This window comes from Curvibacter gracilis ATCC BAA-807, from assembly GCF_000518645.1.
In the GTDB taxonomy this organism is placed as follows: domain Bacteria; phylum Pseudomonadota; class Gammaproteobacteria; order Burkholderiales; family Burkholderiaceae_C; genus Curvibacter; species Curvibacter gracilis.
Window position 1 is genome coordinate 34,839 of sequence record NZ_JADZ01000011.1, and the last position, 17,986, is coordinate 52,824.

General features: G+C 69.6%; 18 protein-coding genes. 16 read left to right on the forward strand and 2 right to left on the reverse strand.

From position 1 onward, the window contains the following. Positions 1 to 134 precede the first annotated feature (134 nt). Positions 135 to 512, forward strand: a complete 378-nt coding sequence (locus L880_RS0108435) for a RidA family protein (RefSeq protein WP_245615036.1) — start codon at positions 135 to 137, stop codon at positions 510 to 512. Between the two features lie 122 nt (positions 513 to 634). Here L880_RS0108435 and eda read toward each other — a convergent pair whose 3' ends face one another. Together eda and edd are read right to left on the reverse strand one after the other, a co-directional pair. After that, positions 635 to 1,288 (reverse strand): bifunctional 4-hydroxy-2-oxoglutarate aldolase/2-dehydro-3-deoxy-phosphogluconate aldolase, encoded by a 654-nt coding sequence (gene eda / locus L880_RS0108440; protein WP_027475311.1) that lies wholly within the window; start codon positions 1,286 to 1,288, stop codon positions 635 to 637. Then, positions 1,279 to 3,102, reverse strand: a complete 1,824-nt coding sequence (edd, locus tag L880_RS0108445; protein WP_027475312.1) for a phosphogluconate dehydratase — start codon at positions 3,100 to 3,102, stop codon at positions 1,279 to 1,281. The genes eda and edd overlap by 10 nt, the downstream gene beginning before the upstream one ends. Before the next feature lie 449 nt (positions 3,103 to 3,551). On the opposite strand from edd, the gene L880_RS0108450 reads away from it, so the two are divergent. The 15 genes from L880_RS0108450 (at position 3,552) to L880_RS0108520 (ending at position 17,969) form a co-directional block, all read left to right on the forward strand. Next, a complete protein-coding gene (locus tag L880_RS0108450) occupies positions 3,552 to 3,995 on the forward strand; it encodes a universal stress protein (protein ID WP_027475313.1) in 444 nt (147 codons plus the stop codon). A gap of 281 nt (positions 3,996 to 4,276) precedes the next feature. Then, the gene (atzF, locus tag L880_RS31995; RefSeq protein WP_245615038.1) at positions 4,277 to 5,998 is read left to right on the forward strand and encodes an allophanate hydrolase; all 1,722 of its coding nucleotides are present in this window, start codon (positions 4,277 to 4,279) and stop codon (positions 5,996 to 5,998) included. A 54-nt stretch (positions 5,999 to 6,052) separates the two neighbouring features. Continuing rightward, positions 6,053 to 7,051: an ABC transporter substrate-binding protein gene (locus tag L880_RS0108460; protein WP_027475314.1), complete on the forward strand. Its 999-nt coding sequence runs from the start codon at positions 6,053 to 6,055 to the stop codon at positions 7,049 to 7,051. A gap of 59 nt (positions 7,052 to 7,110) precedes the next feature. Then, positions 7,111 to 7,956 (forward strand): ABC transporter permease, encoded by an 846-nt coding sequence (locus tag L880_RS0108465; protein WP_027475315.1) that lies wholly within the window; start codon positions 7,111 to 7,113, stop codon positions 7,954 to 7,956. A gap of 3 nt (positions 7,957 to 7,959) precedes the next feature. Continuing rightward, positions 7,960 to 8,781: an ABC transporter ATP-binding protein gene (locus tag L880_RS0108470; protein ID WP_027475316.1), complete on the forward strand. Its 822-nt coding sequence runs from the start codon at positions 7,960 to 7,962 to the stop codon at positions 8,779 to 8,781. Continuing rightward, the gene (locus L880_RS0108475; RefSeq protein WP_027475317.1) at positions 8,778 to 9,020 is read left to right on the forward strand and encodes a DUF4089 domain-containing protein; all 243 of its coding nucleotides are present in this window, start codon (positions 8,778 to 8,780) and stop codon (positions 9,018 to 9,020) included. Before L880_RS0108470 ends, L880_RS0108475 begins: the two co-directional genes overlap by 4 nt. After that, positions 9,010 to 10,446: an AtzE family amidohydrolase gene (locus L880_RS0108480; protein ID WP_027475318.1), complete on the forward strand. Its 1,437-nt coding sequence runs from the start codon at positions 9,010 to 9,012 to the stop codon at positions 10,444 to 10,446. Before L880_RS0108475 ends, L880_RS0108480 begins: the two co-directional genes overlap by 11 nt. An 11-nt stretch (positions 10,447 to 10,457) precedes the next feature. Further along, positions 10,458 to 10,856, forward strand: a complete 399-nt coding sequence (hpxZ, locus tag L880_RS0108485; RefSeq protein WP_211245299.1) for an oxalurate catabolism protein HpxZ — start codon at positions 10,458 to 10,460, stop codon at positions 10,854 to 10,856. An 88-nt stretch (positions 10,857 to 10,944) separates the two neighbouring features. Further along, positions 10,945 to 12,060: a BMP family ABC transporter substrate-binding protein gene (locus L880_RS0108490; RefSeq protein ID WP_019575189.1), complete on the forward strand. Its 1,116-nt coding sequence runs from the start codon at positions 10,945 to 10,947 to the stop codon at positions 12,058 to 12,060. 21 nt (positions 12,061 to 12,081) lie between these two features. Then, complete coding sequence (locus L880_RS0108495) at positions 12,082 to 13,155, forward strand: ABC transporter permease (protein ID WP_027475320.1); 1,074 nt, start codon at positions 12,082 to 12,084, stop codon at positions 13,153 to 13,155. Beyond that, the gene (locus tag L880_RS0108500) at positions 13,152 to 14,069 is read left to right on the forward strand and encodes an ABC transporter permease (protein WP_027475321.1); all 918 of its coding nucleotides are present in this window, start codon (positions 13,152 to 13,154) and stop codon (positions 14,067 to 14,069) included. Before L880_RS0108495 ends, L880_RS0108500 begins: the two co-directional genes overlap by 4 nt. 25 nt (positions 14,070 to 14,094) lie before the next feature. After that, the gene (gene biuH / locus L880_RS0108505) at positions 14,095 to 14,823 is read left to right on the forward strand and encodes a biuret amidohydrolase (protein ID WP_027475322.1); all 729 of its coding nucleotides are present in this window, start codon (positions 14,095 to 14,097) and stop codon (positions 14,821 to 14,823) included. Between the two features lie 24 nt (positions 14,824 to 14,847). Then, entirely contained in the window at positions 14,848 to 16,482 is a 1,635-nt protein-coding gene (locus L880_RS0108510) for an ABC transporter ATP-binding protein (protein ID WP_051443203.1), read from the forward strand. 59 nt (positions 16,483 to 16,541) lie between these two features. Beyond that, positions 16,542 to 17,228 carry a cysteine hydrolase family protein gene (locus L880_RS0108515; RefSeq protein WP_027475324.1) on the forward strand — a complete coding sequence of 229 codons (687 nt, stop codon included), beginning with the start codon at positions 16,542 to 16,544 and terminating at the stop codon, positions 17,226 to 17,228. Positions 17,229 to 17,240: 12 nt separating this feature from the next. Then, a complete protein-coding gene (locus L880_RS0108520) occupies positions 17,241 to 17,969 on the forward strand; it encodes a GntR family transcriptional regulator (RefSeq protein ID WP_027475325.1) in 729 nt (242 codons plus the stop codon). Positions 17,970 to 17,986 lie beyond the last annotated feature (17 nt).

Sequence of the window (17,986 nt, forward strand, 5' to 3'; positions counted from 1 at the left end):
TGGGGCCTCCAAGTAAAGTTATTACAATATTAACGAGTTAGGAAAAAATAAAACAAGGTATTTCTACCTATCTCGCCGTGTTTGTGTAATTTTCTTACAAAGGCAATCCTATGACTTCTCGTCGATGTGTCGAAATGTTGGGCCAAGCCCCCTTGGCCTCTGATCGGCTGGCACGCCCTCTTTCGCCCGCCACCCGCGCGGGCGACTTCGTCTTTGTGTCGGGCCAGGTGCCGACCGATGACAAGGGGCAGGTGATCGTGGGGGGGATTGAAGACCAGACCCGCCAGGTCTTCAAACGGGTGGAAGAAGCCTTGGCGCTCGCCGGCGCCACGCTCAAAGATGTCGCCAAGGTCAGTGTGTGGCTGGCCGATGCACGCGACTTCGGCAGCTTCAACCGGGTCTACATGGAGTGCTTTGGAGACCACCGACCCGCGCGGTCGACGGTGGAGTCGAGGCTGATGATCGATGCCAAGGTGGAAATCGACGTCACCGCCTACAAACCTCTGGACTGAAGACGCAAGCAGCGCTGCCATGGCGCTGGCTGCCGGTGTTCAAAGGGCCGGGCCACCCGCAAGAAGGCCCGGCAACCGCCCCGGATTCACCCGCGCAGGTGGCACCTCGGGGCTGTGGGGGCTCAGGCCCGCGGCAACTGGCTGGCCTCGCGCGCCAGCGCCTCGATGCGGGCCCAATCGCCCTGGGCCACGGCGTCGGCCGGGGTGAGCCACGAGCCGCCCACGCAGGCCACGTTCGGCAAGGCCAGAAACTCGGCCGCATTGGAGGGGCTGACGCCGCCCGTGGGGCAGAAGCGGATGTCGCCAAACGGGCCATGCCAGGCCTTGAGCATGGCGGGGCCGCCGGCCTGCATGGCCGGGAAGAACTTCAGCTCGGTCAGGCCGTCTTCCATGGCGGCCATGATCTCGCTGCCGGTGGCCACGCCGGGCAGCAAGGGCAGCGCCAGATCACGGCAGGCCTGGCCCAATGCGGCGGTGTAACCCGGGCTGACGCCAAAACGCGCGCCCGCGTTGACCGCGGCGCGGGCGTCGGCGGCGCTGCGCAGCGTGCCGGCACCGGCCACGGCCTCGGGCACCTCGCGGGCGATCGCTTCGATACAGGCCAGGGCCTGCGGCGTGCGCAGCGTCACCTCCAGCATGCGGATGCCGCCCGCGACCAGGGCACGGGCCAGCGGCACGGCATGGGCCACATCGTTGAGCACGATCACCGGGATCACCGGGGCATCGCGCATCACGGCGATGGCGTTCAGGGGGGTGGCAAGGGGTTTCACAGCCATGTGCAGGCTCCTTCTTCAGCGGTGAGGGCATGCCTGCGCATGCCGGTGAACAATTCGCGCCCGCAACCGAGCGCATTCGATGCCTGCAGCTCAGCAGGCATCTGGGCCAGCGCGCGCGCCGCCCAGGTGGTTTCATCGACCAGCACGTCCAGCGTACCGGCCACGGCATCGAGGCGGATCAGATCGCCGTCCTGCACCTTGGCCAGCGGACCGCCGGCCAAGGCCTCAGGGGACACGTGAATGGCCGCCGGCACCTTGCCCGAGGCACCGCTCATGCGGCCATCGGTCACCAGCGCCACCTTGAAGCCCCGGCCTTGCAGCACGGCCAGCGGCGGCGTGAGCTTGTGCAGCTCAGGCATGCCGTTGGCCCGCGGCCCCTGCCAGCGCACGACGCAGACCAGATCGCGATCCAGCTCGCCGGCCTTGAAGGCCGCATGCAACTCGTCCTGCGAGTTGAACACCCGGGCCGGGGCCTCGATCACATGGCGGTCTTCGGGCACGGCCGACACCTTGATCACGCTGCGGCCCAGTCGGCCCTGCAACAGGCGCAGGCCACCGGTGGCGCTGAAAGGCTGGCTGGCCGGGCGCACCACGCTGTCGTCGCCGCTGGCACCGATGTCGCGCCATCGCAAGGCCTGGCCGTCGGCGCCGGCCTCGGGGATGCGGGTGTACTCGCGCAGGCCGCCGGGGCGCACCGTCAGCACGTCCTCGTGCATCAGACCGGCATCCAGCAGTTCGCGGATCACATAGCCCGGGCCGCCCGCGGCCTGGAACTGGTTCACATCGGCACTGCCATTGGGGTAGACGCGGGTCAGCAGGGGCACCACGTCGGAGAGTTCGGAGAAATCGTTCCAGTCGATCAGGATGCCCGCGGCACGGGCCACCGCCACCCAGTGGATCAGGTGGTTGGTCGAGCCACCGGTGGCCAGCAAGGCCACCATGGCGTTGACGATGCAGCGCTCGTCCACCACACGCCCGATGGGGGCAAAGCGGCGCGCGTGGGTGATGCCCAGCACGGTGCGGGCGGCCTCGCGGGTCAGCTCGGCGCGCAGGGCCTGGCCCGGGTTGACGAAAGCCGTGCCCGGTACATGCAGGCCCATGGCCTCCAAAAGCATCTGGTTGCTGTTGGCCGTGCCATAGAAGGTGCAGGTGCCTTCGCCGTGGTAGGCCTTGATCTCGGCCTCGAGCAGGGCTTCGCGCCCGACCAGGCCTTGGGCGGCCTGCTCACGCACCTTGGCCTTGTCGTTGTTCGACAGGCCCGAGGTCATGGGCCCGGCGGGCACGAACACGGTGGGCAGGTGGCCGAACTGCAGCGCGCCGATCAAGAGGCCTGGCACGATCTTGTCGCACACGCCCAGCATCAAGGCGGCATCGAACACGTCGTGGCTCAAGGCCACCGCCGTGCTCATGGCAATCACATCGCGGCTGAACAGGCTCAGCTCCATGCCGGCGGTGCCCTGGGTCACACCATCGCACATGGCCGGCACACCACCCGCCACCTGGGCCGTGGCGCCCTGCAGGCGGGCCTCGGACTTGATCAGATCCGGGTAGTGCTGCAGCGGCGAGTGGGCCGACAGCATGTCGTTGTAGGCCGTGACGATGCCGATGTTGGGGGCTTTTTCAGCCACGATGCGGAACCGGTCGTTGCCGGGCACGCCGGCAAAGGCGTGGGCCACATTGGCGCAGCCCATGCGGTCGGCGCCCCGGGTCTGGCGCGCGGCGGCATCGATGCGGGCCAGGTAGGCGCCGCGGCCTGGGGCACTGCGCTCGACGATGCGGCGGGTGACGGCTTCAACGGTGGGATGGAGTTTCATGGTTTATGTAACTAAATTACAGGCCTATGGTAACGCCGAAGGCCCTGCCATGGGCCCAGCCCTGGTTACAGAATGGGTACGAACTTCACGGCGGCCGCGCCGGCCGCCGCGCGGTGCGCCCGCGCCACCCCCGGCAGTCTGCCTATCCTGCGGCTGTTTGACCATGGTCAAATTTGTGCACTGCCCCAGGCAAGCTACCCAAACCAGCATCTGAAACAATTCAGACATGCTTTTGCAGGTAGCCAGCAAGCCCACCCCCAGGCCATTCAGTGGCCCGACAGGGAACCGGACGCCCGCAAGCACTACGTAGCATCCACACGCCGGCCCCGGAGGGCCTGAGGGACACTTTGCGGGGCGCTAGCGCACCCACAAAAACAATTTCAAGCCAACTCATCATCTTATGTGCGCCATTTGGCGCTGTGATGAATCCATCTGAGGAGAAAGACAGCATGTACAAACACCTTTTCGTCCCCGTCGACGGCTCTGAACTGTCGCACCGTGCCATGGACGGCAGCATTGAACTGGCCCTGCAACTGGGCGCCAAGATCACGGGCTTCGTGGTGGAGCCCGACATGCCGCTGTCGACCATCAGCAGCGACGCCACCGTGGCCACGGCGCGCATGAAAGAACACGAAAGCCGCAACCAGAACCACTCGCATGCGCTGCTGAGCCAGTTCGAAGAGCGTGCCAAGGCCGCCGGGGTTGGCTTTGCCGGCCTGACCGTGACCGCCTACGCCGTGGACCACGCCATCCTCGAAGAGGCCGAGAAGGCCGGCTGCGACATGATTGTCATGGTCACCCACGGCCGTGGCCCGCTGGGCGAATTTGTCTTTGGCTCGCACACCAAGAAGATCATCGCCCGCAGCAAGCTGCCGGTGCTGGTGCTGCACTGATCTCACGCCGGGAGGCGGGGCGCGGCCCCTCGCCTCCCCCCCTGCTCCGCCCCGCAATGCCCCAGTCTGAGGCTCCACCTGCGCGGACAGTGCACCATTTTCCAACCTGCCTGAAGCCGCAGGTTCGGCCCGCTCCCCCGCCCCGACGCGGGGCTTCTTCTGCCTTTTTCCCTCTGTACGCCTGCAGCTGAGCAGGGGTTTGGCCCTGCCTCGCCCCCCGGATGGGCAGGGTTGGCACAGCGTTTGCATTCCTTCTTGTATCCAAGCTTGAATGCATTGACATGGTGCACCACCTCACTCCTCAGCAGACCAACCCGGCACCGGCCAGCACCGGCGCCGAACCGGCCTGGCTCCACCCGCTGGCCAAGCCCCTGCAGACCCACACCGGGGGCGCGTTGGCGGGCTTGAGCTTCGCGGTCAAGGACAACATCGATGTGGCAGGTCTGCCCACCACCGCGGCCTGCCCGGCCTTCAGCCACCCGGCGGCCCACCATGCCACGGCGGTGCAGCGTCTGCTGGCCGCCGGCGCCAGCTTGCACGGCAAAACCAATATGGACCAGTTTGCCTGCGGTCTGAACGGTACCCGTTCGCCCTACGGCCCGGTGCCGAATGCCTTCGACCCGCGCCTGGTCAGCGGGGGTTCCAGCTCGGGCTCGGCCTGGGTGGTGGCCACCGGCCAGGTGGACTTCGCCCTGGGCACCGACACCGCGGGCTCGGGCCGGGTGCCGGCCGGGCTGAACAACATCGTGGGCCTGAAACCCTCCAAGGGCCTGATCAGCACCCACGGCGTGCTGCCTGCGGCCCAAAGTGTGGACTGCGTGTCCATCTTCGCCCGCACGGTCGATGTCGCGGTGCAGGTGCTGCACACCCTGGCCGCGCACGACCCGGCCGACCCCTACTCGCGCGCCCTGCCCCTGCTCGACCAGCCCTTGCCCGCCGCCTTCGTGTTCGGCGTGCCCGACCGGCTGGAGTTCTTCGGCGACGAGTTGGCCCGGGCCGCTTTTGACGAGGCCCAGGCCCGCCTGCGCTCCCTGGGTGGCACCCCGCGCACCATCGACTACGCGCCGCTGGCCGAAGCCGCCGCCCTGCTCTACGAAAGCGCCCTGGTGGCCGAGCGCTATGCCGCCGTGCGCGACTTCTTCGACGCCCACGAAGCGGAGGTCATCGAGCCCGTGCGCAGCATCCTCGGGGCCGGCCGCCGCTACAGCGCGGCCGATCTGGTGCAGGCCCAGCTCCGCCTGAAGGCCTGCGCCCAGCGCGTGGTCGACCTGTGGCGGCAGATCGATGTGCTGCTGGTGCCCACCGCGCCCACCCACTACAGCATCGAGGCCATGCTGGCCGACCCGGTGACGCTGAACCGCAACCTGGGCCAGTACACCAACTTCGTCAACCTGCTCGACTACGCGGCCCTCTCGGTGCCCAGCAGCCTGCGCCCCGACGGCCTGCCCTTCGGCATCACCTTGATCGGCCCCTGCGGCAGCGACCTGCAGCTGGCCGAACTGGGCCAGCGCTACCACCAGGCCAGCGGTCTGCCCCTGGGCGCCACCGGCCAGGCCTTGCCAGCCCCCCAGCCCTTGCCAGGCCTGCGCAGCAGCACCGCCCCTGCCTGCCTCAAGCTGGCGGTGGTCGGCGCCCACCTGTCGGGCATGCCGCTCAACCACCAACTCACCGAGCGCGGCGCCACCTTGCTCGAAGCCACCACCACCTCGGCCCATTACCGGCTGTATGCGCTGCCGGGCACCACACCGCCCAAACCCGGCCTGCAACGCCGCCCGGGCCAGGGTGCGCCCATCGCCGTCGAGGTGTGGCGCGTGCCCATGGACCAGGTCGGCAGCTTTCTGGCCGGGGTGCCCGCGCCCCTGGGCCTGGGCAGCCTCGAGCTGATCGACGGCCGCTGGGTGCATGGCTTCATCTGCGAAGGCCACGCCCTGGAAGGCGCCACCGACATCACCGCCCGTGGCGGCTGGCGCGCCTACGTGGCCGACAGCAACGCAGGCCGCTGAAGCCCCTCTGACCCCACGAACCGTCCACCCGCCCACCCGACCAGGAGCCCGCCCATGAGCCCAGCCCCCCGTTCACCCCTCGCGCTGACCCGACGCCACCTGCTGCAAGCCGGCAGCACCCTGGCCCTGGCGGCCCCCGCCGTGCTGCGCGCCCAGAGCGGCCCCAAGATCCGCATCGGCTACTGGCCCATCGCCGCCGGCCTGCCCTTTTATGCGGCGGTGGAGATGGGCTTCTTCAAAGAGGCTGGCCTCCATGTGGAGGTGCAGCGCCACGCCGGCGCACAGCAGATCATGGAAGCCATGCTGTCGGACCGCTGCGACGGCAGCGCCAACGGCACCGGCTCGGCCAACATCGCCATCGGCGAGCTGGCCGCCCCCGGCACCTTCAAGATCTTCTGCTCCAACCCCAGCAACGCCAAGTACGTGCTCGATGAGGTGCTGGTGCCCAGCGCCAGCCCGGCCAAGGTGATGGCCGACCTCAAGGGCAAGCGCATCGCCTCGGGCCCCGGCATCCAGAACGTGACCCTGGCCAAGACCGTGCTGGAGCGCGGCGGCGCCACCGGCGCCACCGTCATCGAGCTGCCCATCGGCCAGCACGTGGCCGCCCTGGCCGCCGGTCAGGTCGATGGCTGCTACACCCTGGAGCCCACCGGCACCATCGGGCGCCTGAACAGCAGCACCCGGGTGCTGGAGGCCGGCGTGATCTCCCGCTACGTGCTGGGCGACCCCATGGCGCCGTGGTTCGGCGGCTCGGCCTCGCTGACCTCGGCCTTCATCAAGAAGTACCCGGCCGAGGCCCAGAAGTTCATCGCTGCCTATGCCAAGGGCGTGGCCCATGTGCGCAGCAAGCCGGCCGACGCGCGTCAGTACCTCAAGGGCTACACCGCCATCGAAGGCCCCCTGACCGGCGAGGTGCCCCTGGCGGCCTACACCCTCTACAACGAGTTCACGGCGGCCGACATCGCGCACTTCCAGAAGTTCTTCGACCTGTTCTCGGACAAGGGCATCTTCGCCTCGCGTCTGCTGGTCGACAGCATGCTCTACAAGGCTTGAGCGCCATGGGCACCGCCACCCCGACACCGGTTGCAACATCGGCTGCGACATCGGCTGCGATGTCGGCCAATGCACCGGCCACGACGCAGCCCGCCGCCCGCCCCTGGCAGGCGCCCTCGGCCCAGGCGCCGCAGGCCCCGCGCCGCTTCGCCTCCTCGGCCTCGGCCGCCCTGCCCTTTGCCGGCCCGCTGCTGCTCTTCATCGTGTGGGATCTGGTGGTGCGCGTGGGCTGGGTCAAGCCCATCCTGCTGCCGGCGCCGGCCGACACCCTGGCCACCTTGATCACCGGGCTGGCCGGGGGCGCCCTGCTGGGCGATTTTCTGACCACCGTGTGGCGCACCGTGCAGGCCTTTGTGATCGCCGCCGTGCTCGGCGTGCCCCTGGGCGTGCTGCTGGGCAGCCAGGAGCGTGCCTACCGCAGCGTCGAGTTCCTGATCGACTTCTTCCGCTCCACGCCCTCGTCGGCCCTGATCCCGCTGTTCCTGATGATCTTCGGGGTGTCCGACGTCAACAAGATCGCCATCGCCGCCTTCGGCGCCTGGCTGATCGTGGTCTTCAACAGCGCCTACGGCGTGATCAATGCACGCAAGCAGCGCGTGATGGCGGCCCAGGTCATGGGGGCCAGCCGCTGGCAGACCTTTCGCGACGTGCTGATCTGGGAAAGCCTGCAGCCCAGCTTCGTCGGCCTGCGCTCGGCCGTGTCCATGGCCCTGGTGATCGTCATCGTGGCCGAGATGTTCATCGGCGCCGACAGCGGCCTGGGCCACCGCATCATCAATTCACAGCAGGTGATGAATGTGCGTGACATGTACGCCTCCATCCTGGCCGCAGGTGCACTCGGCTATGTGCTCAACATCAGCTTCTTGCTGGCCGAACGCCGCATCGTCCACTGGAGCGGGAGATAAACCATGAGTGTGGTCGCCAACGCCCCTGTCTTCGCCGACCTGCCCACGCCGGCCTTTCGCCCCGGCCCGGCCGGAACCCACATCACCATCCGCGGCCTGACCAAGTACTTTGCCGGCTGGCCGCTGTACGAGAACTTCGACCTCGACATACCCAAAGGCAAGATCGTCTCGGTGTTCGGGCCCAACGGCTGCGGCAAGAGCACCCTGATCAACATGATCGCCGGCCTGGTGCCCATCGATTCGGGCGAGGTGCTGTTCGACGGCAAGTCGCTCAAGGACACCCAGATCGGCTACGTGTTCCAGAACTACCGCGAGGCGCTGTTCCCCTGGATGCGCACCCTGGACAACATCGCCTACCCGCTCAAGCTGCAGGGCTGCAGCAAGGCCGAGGTGGACCGGCGCATGGAAGAGCTGGTGGCCTCGTTCGACGTCAAGTTCGACCTGCGCCGCTACCCCTACGAGCTGTCGGGCGGCCAGCAGCAGACCGCCTCCATCATGCGGGCGCTGGCGCCACGGCCCGAGGTGCTGTTCCTGGACGAGCCCTTCTCGGCGCTCGACTTCGAGATGACGCTGTTCATCCGAGAAAAGCTGCAGGAGGTGTTCATGCAGACCGGCACCACCATGTTGCTGGTCTCGCACGACCTCGAAGAAGCCGTCTACCTGGCCGACGAGGTGCTGCTGCTGACCAAGCGCCCCACCCGGGTGGCCGAGATCCTGCGCTACGAGGCGCCCCGCCCGCGCACCGTCGACACCCTCAGCGAGCCCGATTTCGTGAGCACGCGCCGGCGCAGCCTGGAGATCTTCCAACGCGAGGTGCGCCGATGAGCCCGGACACCTCGCCCGAAGCCCTGGCCCGCTACGTGGAGGCCGCCGCCGACGCCCTGGGCCTGTCGCTGACCCCCGAGCAACGCCCCGGCGTGCAGGCCTATTTCGGCATGGCGGCACGCTTTGCCGCCGTGCTCGAAGCCACCGAGCTGCATGCGCACGATGAATCGGCCCTGCGCTTCGAGCCGGTATCCGCTGTACCCGCCCTGCCGCCTGTGGGAGCCGACCATGCCTCATGATGCCCTCCCCTGGCTGGGCCAGGACGCCAGCGCCATGGCCCAGGCCGTGCGCACCGGCCAGCTCAGCGCCAGCGCCCTGATCGAGGCCAGCCTGCGGCACATCACGACGCACGACACGCAGCTCAATGCCTTCACCTCGGTGCTGGCCGATCGGGCAAGGCAACGGGCGCGCCAGATGGATGCCGATCCACTGCTGCGCCAGGGCCCGCTGGCCGGCGTGCCCTTCGCCGTGAAGAACCTGTTCGACGTCGCCGGTCTGCCCACCCTGGCCGGTTCGCACATCGAGCGCGACAGCCCGCCCGCCAGCACGGACGCCTTGCTCGTGCGCCGGCTGGAGGCAGCGGGCGCGGTGCTGGTGGGCGCACTCAACATGGACGAATACGCCTATGGCTTCACCACCGAGAACAGCCACGAAGGCCCCTGCCGCAACCCACACGACACGGCGCGCATCGCGGGCGGCTCCTCGGGCGGCTCGGGGGCCGCGGTGGCGGGTGGGCAGGTGCCGCTGAGCCTGGGCTCGGACACCAATGGCTCGATCCGCGTGCCGGCCTCGCTGTGCGGGGTATTCGGCCTCAAGCCCACCTTCGGCCGCCTGCCGCGCACCGGCAGCTACCCCTTTGTCTCGAGCCTGGACCACCTGGGCCCGTTTGCCCGTTCGGTGCGCGACCTGGCCCTGAGCTACGACCTGATGCAGGGCCCCGAGGACGAACGCCAGGCCCGAGACCCCGGTTGTGCCCAGCGCGCGGTGCAAGCCTGCAGCCCGCTGCTGACCCAAGGCCTGGCCGGCCTGCGCGTGGGCGTTCTTGGCGGCTGGTTCGAAGAGCAGGCCAGCGCCCCCGCGCAGCGGGCCGTGCAGCAGGTGGCCCAGGCCCTGGGCGCCACCACCCGCCTCGAACTGCCCCTGGTCGAGGCCGGGCGCGCGGCCGCCTTTGTCATCACCAATGCCGAGGCCGCCAGCGGCCACCTGAACGATCTGCGCCGCCGCGCCGACGACTTCGAGCCCCTGTCGCGCGACCGCTTTCTGGCCGGCGCGCTGATCCCGGCGGCCTGGGTGGCCCGCGCCCAGCGCGTGCGACTGCGCTATGCCCAGGCCGTGGCGGCGGTGTTCCAGCAGGTGGACCTGCTGCTGGCCCCGGCCACCCCTTGTGTCGCCACACCGATCGGTGCCGAGACCCTGCAGCTCGGCGAGCGCCGACTGCCGCTGCGCCCCAGCATGGGCCTGCTCACCCAGCCCATTTCGTGCATCGGCCTGCCGGTGTGCAGCGTGCCGGTGTGGGGCTGCGACCCCGAGCTGCCCCACCTGCCCATCGGCGTGCAACTGATCGCCGCGCCCTGGCGCGAAGACCTGACCCTGCGCGCCGCCGCCGCGCTGGAGGCCCTGGGCCTGGCCCGGGCCCCGATCGCGCCGGACTTCCTGCCCCGATGAGAGTGATTGCCATGCCCCACGCCCCCTCCACCCTGCTGCCCATCAACCTGCCCGAGGTGCTTGCCGAAGTCCAGGCCGTCTTCGCCCGCTACGAAGACGCGCTGGTGCACAACCGCGTCGAGGTGCTCGACGAGCTGTTCTGGAACAGCCCGCACACCCTGCGCTACGGCGCCACCGAAAACCTGCTGGGCTACCAGGCCATCCAGGCCTTTCGCGCCGGCCGCTCGCCGCAAGGCCTGGCGCGCAGCCTGCACAACACCGTGATCACCACCTACGGGCCCGACTTTGCCACCGCCAACACCGAGTTCCGCCGTGCCGGCAGCACCCGCCTGGGGCGCCAAAGCCAGACCTGGATGCGCACGCCCGAGGGCTGGCGCGTGGTGGCCGCCCACGTGAGCCTGCTCGACTGAGCCCCCTTTTCTCTTGGGCAGCGTGGACCGGGGTTCCCGCTGTCAACCCTTGCAAGTGCCCCCGACCTGAACCCATGGAGCCCGAAACATGAACCGCAAGCTGAACCGCCGTCTCGCCCTGCAAACCCTCGCCAGTACCGGCGCCGTGGCCTCGTTCGGCCCGCTGAGCCTGCTGGCCCATGCCCAGAAGCCGCTCACCGTCGGCGTGATCTACGTCGGCCCGCGTGACGACTACGGCTACAACCAGGCCCATGCCCAGGCCGCCGCCGAGCTCAAGAAGCTGCCCGGCATCAAGGTGGTCGAAGAAGAGAACGTGCCCGAGACCGCCGCCGTGCAAAAGACCATGACCGGCATGATCGCCCAGGACGGCGCCGGCCTGCTGTTCCCCACCTCCTTCGGCTATTTCGACCCGCACATCCTGGCCCTGGCGCCCAAGTACCCCGATGTGCGCTTCTCGCACTGTGGCGGCCTGTGGACCGAAGGCAAGCACCCCAAGAACGTGGGCAGCTTCTTCGGCTACATCGATGAATGCCAGTACCTCAATGGCGTGGTGGCCGGCCACATGAGCAAGAGCCGCAAGATCGGCTTCGTGGCCGCCAAGCCGATTCCGCAGGTGCTGCGCAACATCAATGCATTCTTGCTGGGCGCGCGCTCGGTGCACCCCGACATCACCTGCAGCGTGATCTTCACGGGCGACTGGTCCATGGCCGTCAAGGAGGCCGAGGCCACCAACAGCCTGGCCGACCAGGGCGTGGACGTGTTCACCATGCACGTCGACGGCCCCAAGGTGGTGGTCGAGACCGCCGCCAAGCGCGGCAAGATGGTCTGTGGCTACCACGCCAGCCAGGCCAAGCTGGCCCCGGCCGCCTACCTGACCGGTGCCGAATGGAACTGGCTCACCGCCTACAAGACCATCATCGAGGCCGCCCAGGCCGGCAAGCCGCACCCCAACTTCCTGCGCGGCGGCCTGAAGGAAGGCTACGTGAAGATGTCGCCCTATGGCAGCAGCGTGAGCGAGGCGGCCAAGAAGAACGCCGACGAGGTCAAGGCCAAGATGCTCGCGGGCAGCTTCGACATCTTCAAGGGCCCGCTCAAGGACAACAAGGGCAACACCATCCTGGCCGCCGGCAAGGTGCTCAAGCAGACCGACCTCGAGCTCGAGAAGATGAACTACCTCGTCGAGGGCGTGGTCGGCTCGATCTGACGCCCGCACGGCCCACCCATCATGCGCAACGCCCTGCGGGAAATCGCTCTGCCCATCGGCGCCCTTGCGGCGGCGCTGCTGGTGTTCGGCGCACTGGTCTGGCTGGCCGGTGTGGATCCGTTCGACATGGCCTGGCTGCTCTTCAAAGGGGCCTTCGGTGATGCCTTCTCATGGCAGAACACCCTGCAACGGGCGGCCCCGCTGATGCTGACCGCGTTGTGCGTGGCCCTGCCGGCCCAGGCCGGCCTGGTGGTGATCGGGGGCGAAGGCGCCCTGGTGCTGGGCGGCCTGGCCTGTGCCGCCGCGGCCACCCAGCTGCCCCTGCCGGCCAACCTGGCCGGCAGCGTGCTGGCCTGCGTGGCCGGCGCCCTGGCCGGGGCGCTGTGGGTGATGCTGGCAGGCGCGCTGCGCCAGGTCCGGGGCATCAATGAGACCATCAGCAGCCTGTTGCTGGCCTATGTGGCCATCGGGCTGTTCAAGCACCTGGTCGAAGGGCCGCTGCGCGACCCGGCCAGCCTGAACAAGCCGTCCACCCTGTCGCTGCCCGAAGGCCTGCGCATCGGTGGCATCGCGGGCTCCGATGTGCACTGGGGCCTGGTGCTGGGCGTGCTGGCCTGCTTGCTGCTGGGCGGCTGGCTGCGCCTGACCGCCTCGGGCTTTGCGCTGCGGGTGGTGGGCGGCAACCTGCGCACGGCCCAGCTCATGGGCCTGCCGGCCACCCGCCTGGTGCTGCTGGCCTGCGCCCTCGGGGGCGCCTGCGCCGGCCTGGCCGGCGCGGTCGAGGTGGCCGCCGTGCACACCAATGCCAATGCCTCGCTGATCGCGGCCTACGGCTACGCGGGCATCCTGGTCTCGTTCATTGCGCGTCACCAGCCCCTGGCCATCGTGCCGGTGGCCATCCTGTTCGGCGGCTTTGGCGCGGCCGGCAGCCTGCTGCAACGCCGCCTCGGCCTGCCCGACGCCTCGGTGCTGGTGCTGCAGGGCCTGACCTTTGTCTTCATCCTGGCCAGCGAGGCCCTGCGCCAGGGCGACCCGGCGGCGCTGTGGCGCCGCCTGTGGCCGGCCCGTCCCGCTTTGAAGGAGTCCAGCCCATGAGCGCCGATCAATGGATCACCCTGCTGGCCGCCATCGTGGGCGGGGCCTTGCGTGTGGGCGCGCCTTTTCTGTTCGTGAGCCTGGGCGAGTGCCTGACCGAGAAGTCGGGCCGCATCAACCTGGGCCTGGAGGGCGTGCTGGTGCTGTCGGCCATGGCCTCGTTCGGTGGCGCCTACCTCAGCGGTTCGCCCTGGGTGGGGGTGCTGTGCGGGGCCCTGGCGGGCGCGGCCCTGGCCAGCCTGCATGCGGGCCTGTGCAGCCTGCCCGGTGTCAATGACGTGGCCACCGGCATCGCCCTGATGCTGCTCGGCACCGGCCTGGCCTTCTACCTGGGCAAGCCCCTGATCCAGCCGCAGGCGCCGCAGCTGCCCGCCCTGGCGCTGGGCCAATGGAGCAGCAGCCCCGCCGTGCAGGCCGCCTTGCAGGTGAATGCCCTGCTGCCGCTGGGCCTGGTGCTGGCCGGCCTGATGAGCTGGGCCTTTGCCAACACCCGCCTGGGCCTGCTGGTGCGCCTGGCGGGCGATTCGGCCGATGCCGCTCGGGCCCTGGGCTATTCCGTGGGCGGCATCCGCTGGGCGGCCACGGCCGGCGGGGGGCTGATCGCCGGCCTGGGCGGCGCCTCGCTCACGCTGTTCTACCCGGGCAGCTGGAACGAGGGCATCTCCAGCGGCCAGGGCCTGATCGCCGTGGCCCTGGTGATCTTTGCCCGCTGGAGCCCGCTGCGCTGCGTGGGGGCTGCCGCCCTGTTCGGCGGCGCCGGCGCCATCGGCCCGGCCCTGCAGTCGGTGGGCATCGGCTGGGGCTACCACCTGTTCAACACCGTGCCCTATGTGCTGACCCTGCTGATCCTGGTGATCACCTGCCGCCCCGGCAGCGTGGCCGCCGGCAGCCCGGGTGAATTGTCGTCACGCTGACCCCTTGATCGGAGCCTCTCTCGCCATGAGCCCCCTCCTTCCCACACCGACCGAACTCCACGTCGACGCCCAGCCCTATGCCTGGCCCTGGAACGGCGCCCTGCGCGCCGACAACACCGCCCTGATCGTGATCGACATGCAGACCGACTTCTGCGGCCCCGGCGGCTATGTCGACGTGATGGGCTACGACATCTCGCTCACCCGGGCCCCCATCCAGCCCCTGCGCCAGGTGCTGGCCCGGCTGCGCGCGCTGGGCTTTCTGGTGATCCACACCCGGGAGGGCCACCGCCCCGACCTGTCGGACCTGCCCGCCAACAAGCGCTGGCGCTCGCGCCAGATCGGCCGCGACGGCCTGGGCATCGGCGACGCCGGCCCCTGCGGCCGCATCCTGGTGCGCGGCGAGCCCGGCTGGGAGATCATCCCCGAGCTGGCCCCGCTGCCCGGCGAGCTGGTGATCGACAAGCCCGGCAAGGGCTCGTTCTACGCCACCGACCTGGACATGGTGCTGCGCCTGGCCGGCATCGAGAACCTGATCCTGGGCGGCATCACCACCGATGTCTGCGTGCACACCACGATGCGCGACGCCAACGACCGGGGCTTCGAGTGCCTGCTGCTGTCCGACGGCACGGCCGCCACCGACCCGGCCAACCACCAGGCCGCCCTCAACATGATCACCATGCAGGGGGGCGTGTTCGGCGCCCACGCCAGCTCGGATCAGCTGCTGGAGGCCCTGTCGGGGCTTTCATCCATCTAGGCGCAGGAGCCCACCATGCCCGACATGACCCGACCGCCCCAGGCCCCCCACCAGCACCAGCACCAGCACCAGCACCAGCATCCCATTGGCGCGCTGCCCCCAGGCACCGGCGCCCTGGCGCTGGACACCTACCGCCTCACCAAGCGCTTTGGCGCCTTCACCGCGCTGGACAGTGTGGACCTGAAGGTGGCCGCCGGCAGCGTGCACGCGCTGCTGGGCGAGAACGGCGCCGGCAAGAGCACGCTGGTCAAGTGCGTGGCCGGCTTCCAGCGCGCCGAAGAGGGCAGCGTGCTGATCGACGGGCGCGAGCAGGCCATCAGCAACCCGGTGGTGGCCCGGGCCCTGGGCATCGGCATGGTGTACCAGCACTTCACGCTGGCCCCGGGCATGAGCGTGGCCGAGAACCTGCTGCTGGCCGGTGGCCAGGTGCCGGGCCTGATCCACTGGCGCGACCGGCGCAGCGAACTCCAGCGCTTCATCGAGTCCACGCCGTTCCGCCTCGACCTGGATGCCCGGCCGGCCGAGCTGGCGGCTGGCGAGAAGCAGAAGCTCGAACTGCTCAAGCAGCTGTACCTGCGCCCGCGCCTGCTGATCCTGGACGAGCCCACCTCGGTGCTGACCCCGCAGGAGGCCAACGAGGTGCTGGGCCATGTGCGGGAGCTGGCGCGCCAGCGCCTGTGCACGGTGCTGATCATCACGCACAAATTCCGCGAGGTGATGGCCTTTGCCGACGCCGTGACCGTGCTGCGCCGCGGCCAGGCAGTGCTGCACGCCGAAGTGGGCGACACCAGCCCGGCCCGGCTGGCCCGCGCCATGATGGGCGAGACCGAGGCCTGTTCCAATACGGCCCCCGACGCCGCCCCCCACGCAGCGGCAGGCCAGCCCCCGCGCCGCGCCCTGCCCGCCGAGGCCCCCGTGGCGCTCGAGGTGCAGGGCCTGCAGGCCCCCGGCGACCGCGGCCTGCCGGCCGTGCACGGGCTGAGCCTGCAGGTGCGGGCCGGCGAGATCCTGGGCGTGGCCGGGGTCTCTGGCAACGGCCAGCGCGAGCTGGTCGAAGCCCTGGTCGGGCAGCGCGCGCGCACGGCCGGCAGCGTGCGCGTGGCAGGCCAGCCCTACCTGGCCCGGCGCGAGGAAACCCGCAGCCTGCGCGTGCGCAGCCTGCCCGAAGAGCCGCTGCGCAACGCCTGCGTGGGCGAGCTCAGCGTGGCCCAGAACATGGCCTTGCGCGATTTCGACCAGCCCCCGCTGAGCACCCATGGCTGGTTGCGACCCCGGTTGTGGCGCCAGCGCGCGCGCGACTGGATTGCGGCCTATGGCGTCAAGACGCGCAGCGAGAACGCGCCCATCAAAAGCCTGTCGGGCGGCAATGTGCAGCGGGCCGTGCTGGCGCGCGAGCTGGCCGGCGACATCCAGGTGCTGATCGCGGCCAACCCGGTGTTCGGCCTGGACTTTGCCGCCGTGCGCGAGATCCACCAGCGCATCGTGCAGGTGCGCGAGCGCGGCGGTGCGGTGCTGCTGGTCAGCGAAGACCTGGACGAGCTGCTGGAACTGGCCGACCGCGTGGTGGTGATGAGCGAAGGCCGCATCGTCTACGAAACCCCGGCCGCCAGCGCCGACCGGCTGGAGCTGGGCGCCCACATGGGCGGTGGCGCGCATTGAGGCGCCGCCAGCCAAGCATCCTCCCGCCACCCTGCCCCCCACCTCTGCACGGAGCCCCCATGAGCACCCTCACCCTGGCCGCCCGCCCCTTCGACTATGTGTTCGACCCGGCCCACACCGCCCTGCTGATCATCGACATGCAACGCGACTTCGTGGAGCCCGGGGGCTTTGGCGAGTCGCTGGGCAACGACGTGAGCCTGTTGCAGGCCATCGTGCCGGCCTGCCAGGCCGTGCTGCAGGCCTGGCGCGCGCTCGGCGGCTGCGTGGTGCACACGCGGGAAGCGCACCGCCCCGACCTCAGCGACTGCCCGCCGGCCAAGCGCCTGCGCGGCCAGCCCCGCCTGCGCATCGGCGACCCGGGGCCGATGGGGCGCATCCTGGTGGCCGGCGAGCCCGGCAACCAGATCATCCCCGAACTGGCCCCACAGCCCGGCGAGATCGAGATCGACAAACCCGGCAAGGGGGCTTTTTACGCCACCGGCCTGCATGAGTTGCTGCAGCAACGCGGCATCAGCCATCTGATCGTGATGGGGGTGACCACCGAGGTCTGCGTGCAGACCAGCCTGCGCGAGGCCAACGACCGCGGCTACGACTGCCTGCTGCTGGAAGACTGCACCGAGAGCTACTTTGCCGCCTTCAAGGCGGCCACGTTGGAGATGGTGAGCGCCCAGGGCGCCATCGTGGGCTGGGTGGCGCCCAGCTCCGCCTTGCTGGGCCTGCTGCGTCTGCAGGCGCCGGCCGCCTGATACAGTCCTGCCGTGCACACCACAGGTCAACAGATTCCCCGCGCCGCGCGCGCTCCCGCCCGGCGTTCGCGCGCCGACGATGTCTACGATCAGCTCAAGGCCGACATCGCCGGCTTCCAGCTGGTGCCCGGCGACCGCTTTTCCGAAAACGAGCTCTGCGACCGCCTGCAGGTGTCGCGCACGCCGGTGCGCCAGGCCCTGGTGCGCCTGCAGCAGGAGGGCTATGTCGAGGTGCAGTTTCGCAGCGGCTGGCGGGTGCTGCCCTTTGATTTCGAGCAGTTCGAGCAGCTCTACGACCTGCGCCAGGTGCTGGAATCGACCGCCGTGCAGCGCCTGTGCTCGGGCGACGAGAAGGTGGACCAGGCGCTGCTGCGCCAGCTCGAGGCCATCTGGCTGGTGCCCGAGGCCGAACGCAGCCACGACGGCACCGAGGTGTCACGCTGGGACGAAGGCTTTCACTGCGCGCTGGTCGAGGCCGCCGGCAACCGGGAGATGGCCCGCGTGCACCGCGAGGTGACCGAGCGCATCCGCATCATCCGCCGCCTGGACTTCACCAAGCAGGACCGCATCGCCGCCACCTACGAAGAGCACGGCAAGATCCTGAGCGCCATCCGCTCGCACCGCAGCGACCAGGCCGTGATGCTGTTGCGCGCCCACATCCAGACCAGCCAGGCCGAGGTGCGCAAGATCACGCTGCACCAGGTGCATCTGGCCCGCGCCGCGTCAACACCACCGGGCTGAGCCCTGTTGACGGTGTG

Excerpts from the sequence above, each read along its gene's own strand:
- eda (WP_027475311.1), bottom strand. The coding sequence starts at position 1,288 with ATGGCTGTGAAACCCCTTGCCACCCCCCTGAACGCCATCGCCGTGATG.
- L880_RS0108515 (WP_027475324.1), top strand. The coding sequence starts at position 16,542 with ATGAGCACCCTCACCCTGGCCGCCCGCCCCTTCGACTATGTGTTCGAC.
- L880_RS0108490 (WP_019575189.1), top strand. The coding sequence starts at position 10,945 with ATGAACCGCAAGCTGAACCGCCGTCTCGCCCTGCAAACCCTCGCCAGT.
- edd (WP_027475312.1), bottom strand. The coding sequence starts at position 3,102 with ATGAAACTCCATCCCACCGTTGAAGCCGTCACCCGCCGCATCGTCGAG.
- hpxZ (WP_211245299.1), top strand. The coding sequence starts at position 10,458 with ATGCCCCACGCCCCCTCCACCCTGCTGCCCATCAACCTGCCCGAGGTG.
- L880_RS0108475 (WP_027475317.1), top strand. The coding sequence starts at position 8,778 with ATGAGCCCGGACACCTCGCCCGAAGCCCTGGCCCGCTACGTGGAGGCC.
- biuH (WP_027475322.1), top strand. The coding sequence starts at position 14,095 with ATGAGCCCCCTCCTTCCCACACCGACCGAACTCCACGTCGACGCCCAG.
- L880_RS0108460 (WP_027475314.1), top strand. The coding sequence starts at position 6,053 with ATGAGCCCAGCCCCCCGTTCACCCCTCGCGCTGACCCGACGCCACCTG.
- L880_RS0108470 (WP_027475316.1), top strand. The coding sequence starts at position 7,960 with ATGAGTGTGGTCGCCAACGCCCCTGTCTTCGCCGACCTGCCCACGCCG.
- L880_RS0108480 (WP_027475318.1), top strand. The coding sequence starts at position 9,010 with ATGCCTCATGATGCCCTCCCCTGGCTGGGCCAGGACGCCAGCGCCATG.
- L880_RS0108500 (WP_027475321.1), top strand. The coding sequence starts at position 13,152 with ATGAGCGCCGATCAATGGATCACCCTGCTGGCCGCCATCGTGGGCGGG.
- L880_RS0108495 (WP_027475320.1), top strand. The coding sequence starts at position 12,082 with ATGCGCAACGCCCTGCGGGAAATCGCTCTGCCCATCGGCGCCCTTGCG.
- L880_RS0108435 (WP_245615036.1), top strand. The coding sequence starts at position 135 with ATGTTGGGCCAAGCCCCCTTGGCCTCTGATCGGCTGGCACGCCCTCTT.
- L880_RS0108510 (WP_051443203.1), top strand. The coding sequence starts at position 14,848 with ATGACCCGACCGCCCCAGGCCCCCCACCAGCACCAGCACCAGCACCAG.
- atzF (WP_245615038.1), top strand. The coding sequence starts at position 4,277 with ATGGTGCACCACCTCACTCCTCAGCAGACCAACCCGGCACCGGCCAGC.
- L880_RS0108450 (WP_027475313.1), top strand. The coding sequence starts at position 3,552 with ATGTACAAACACCTTTTCGTCCCCGTCGACGGCTCTGAACTGTCGCAC.
- L880_RS0108465 (WP_027475315.1), top strand. The coding sequence starts at position 7,111 with ATGTCGGCCAATGCACCGGCCACGACGCAGCCCGCCGCCCGCCCCTGG.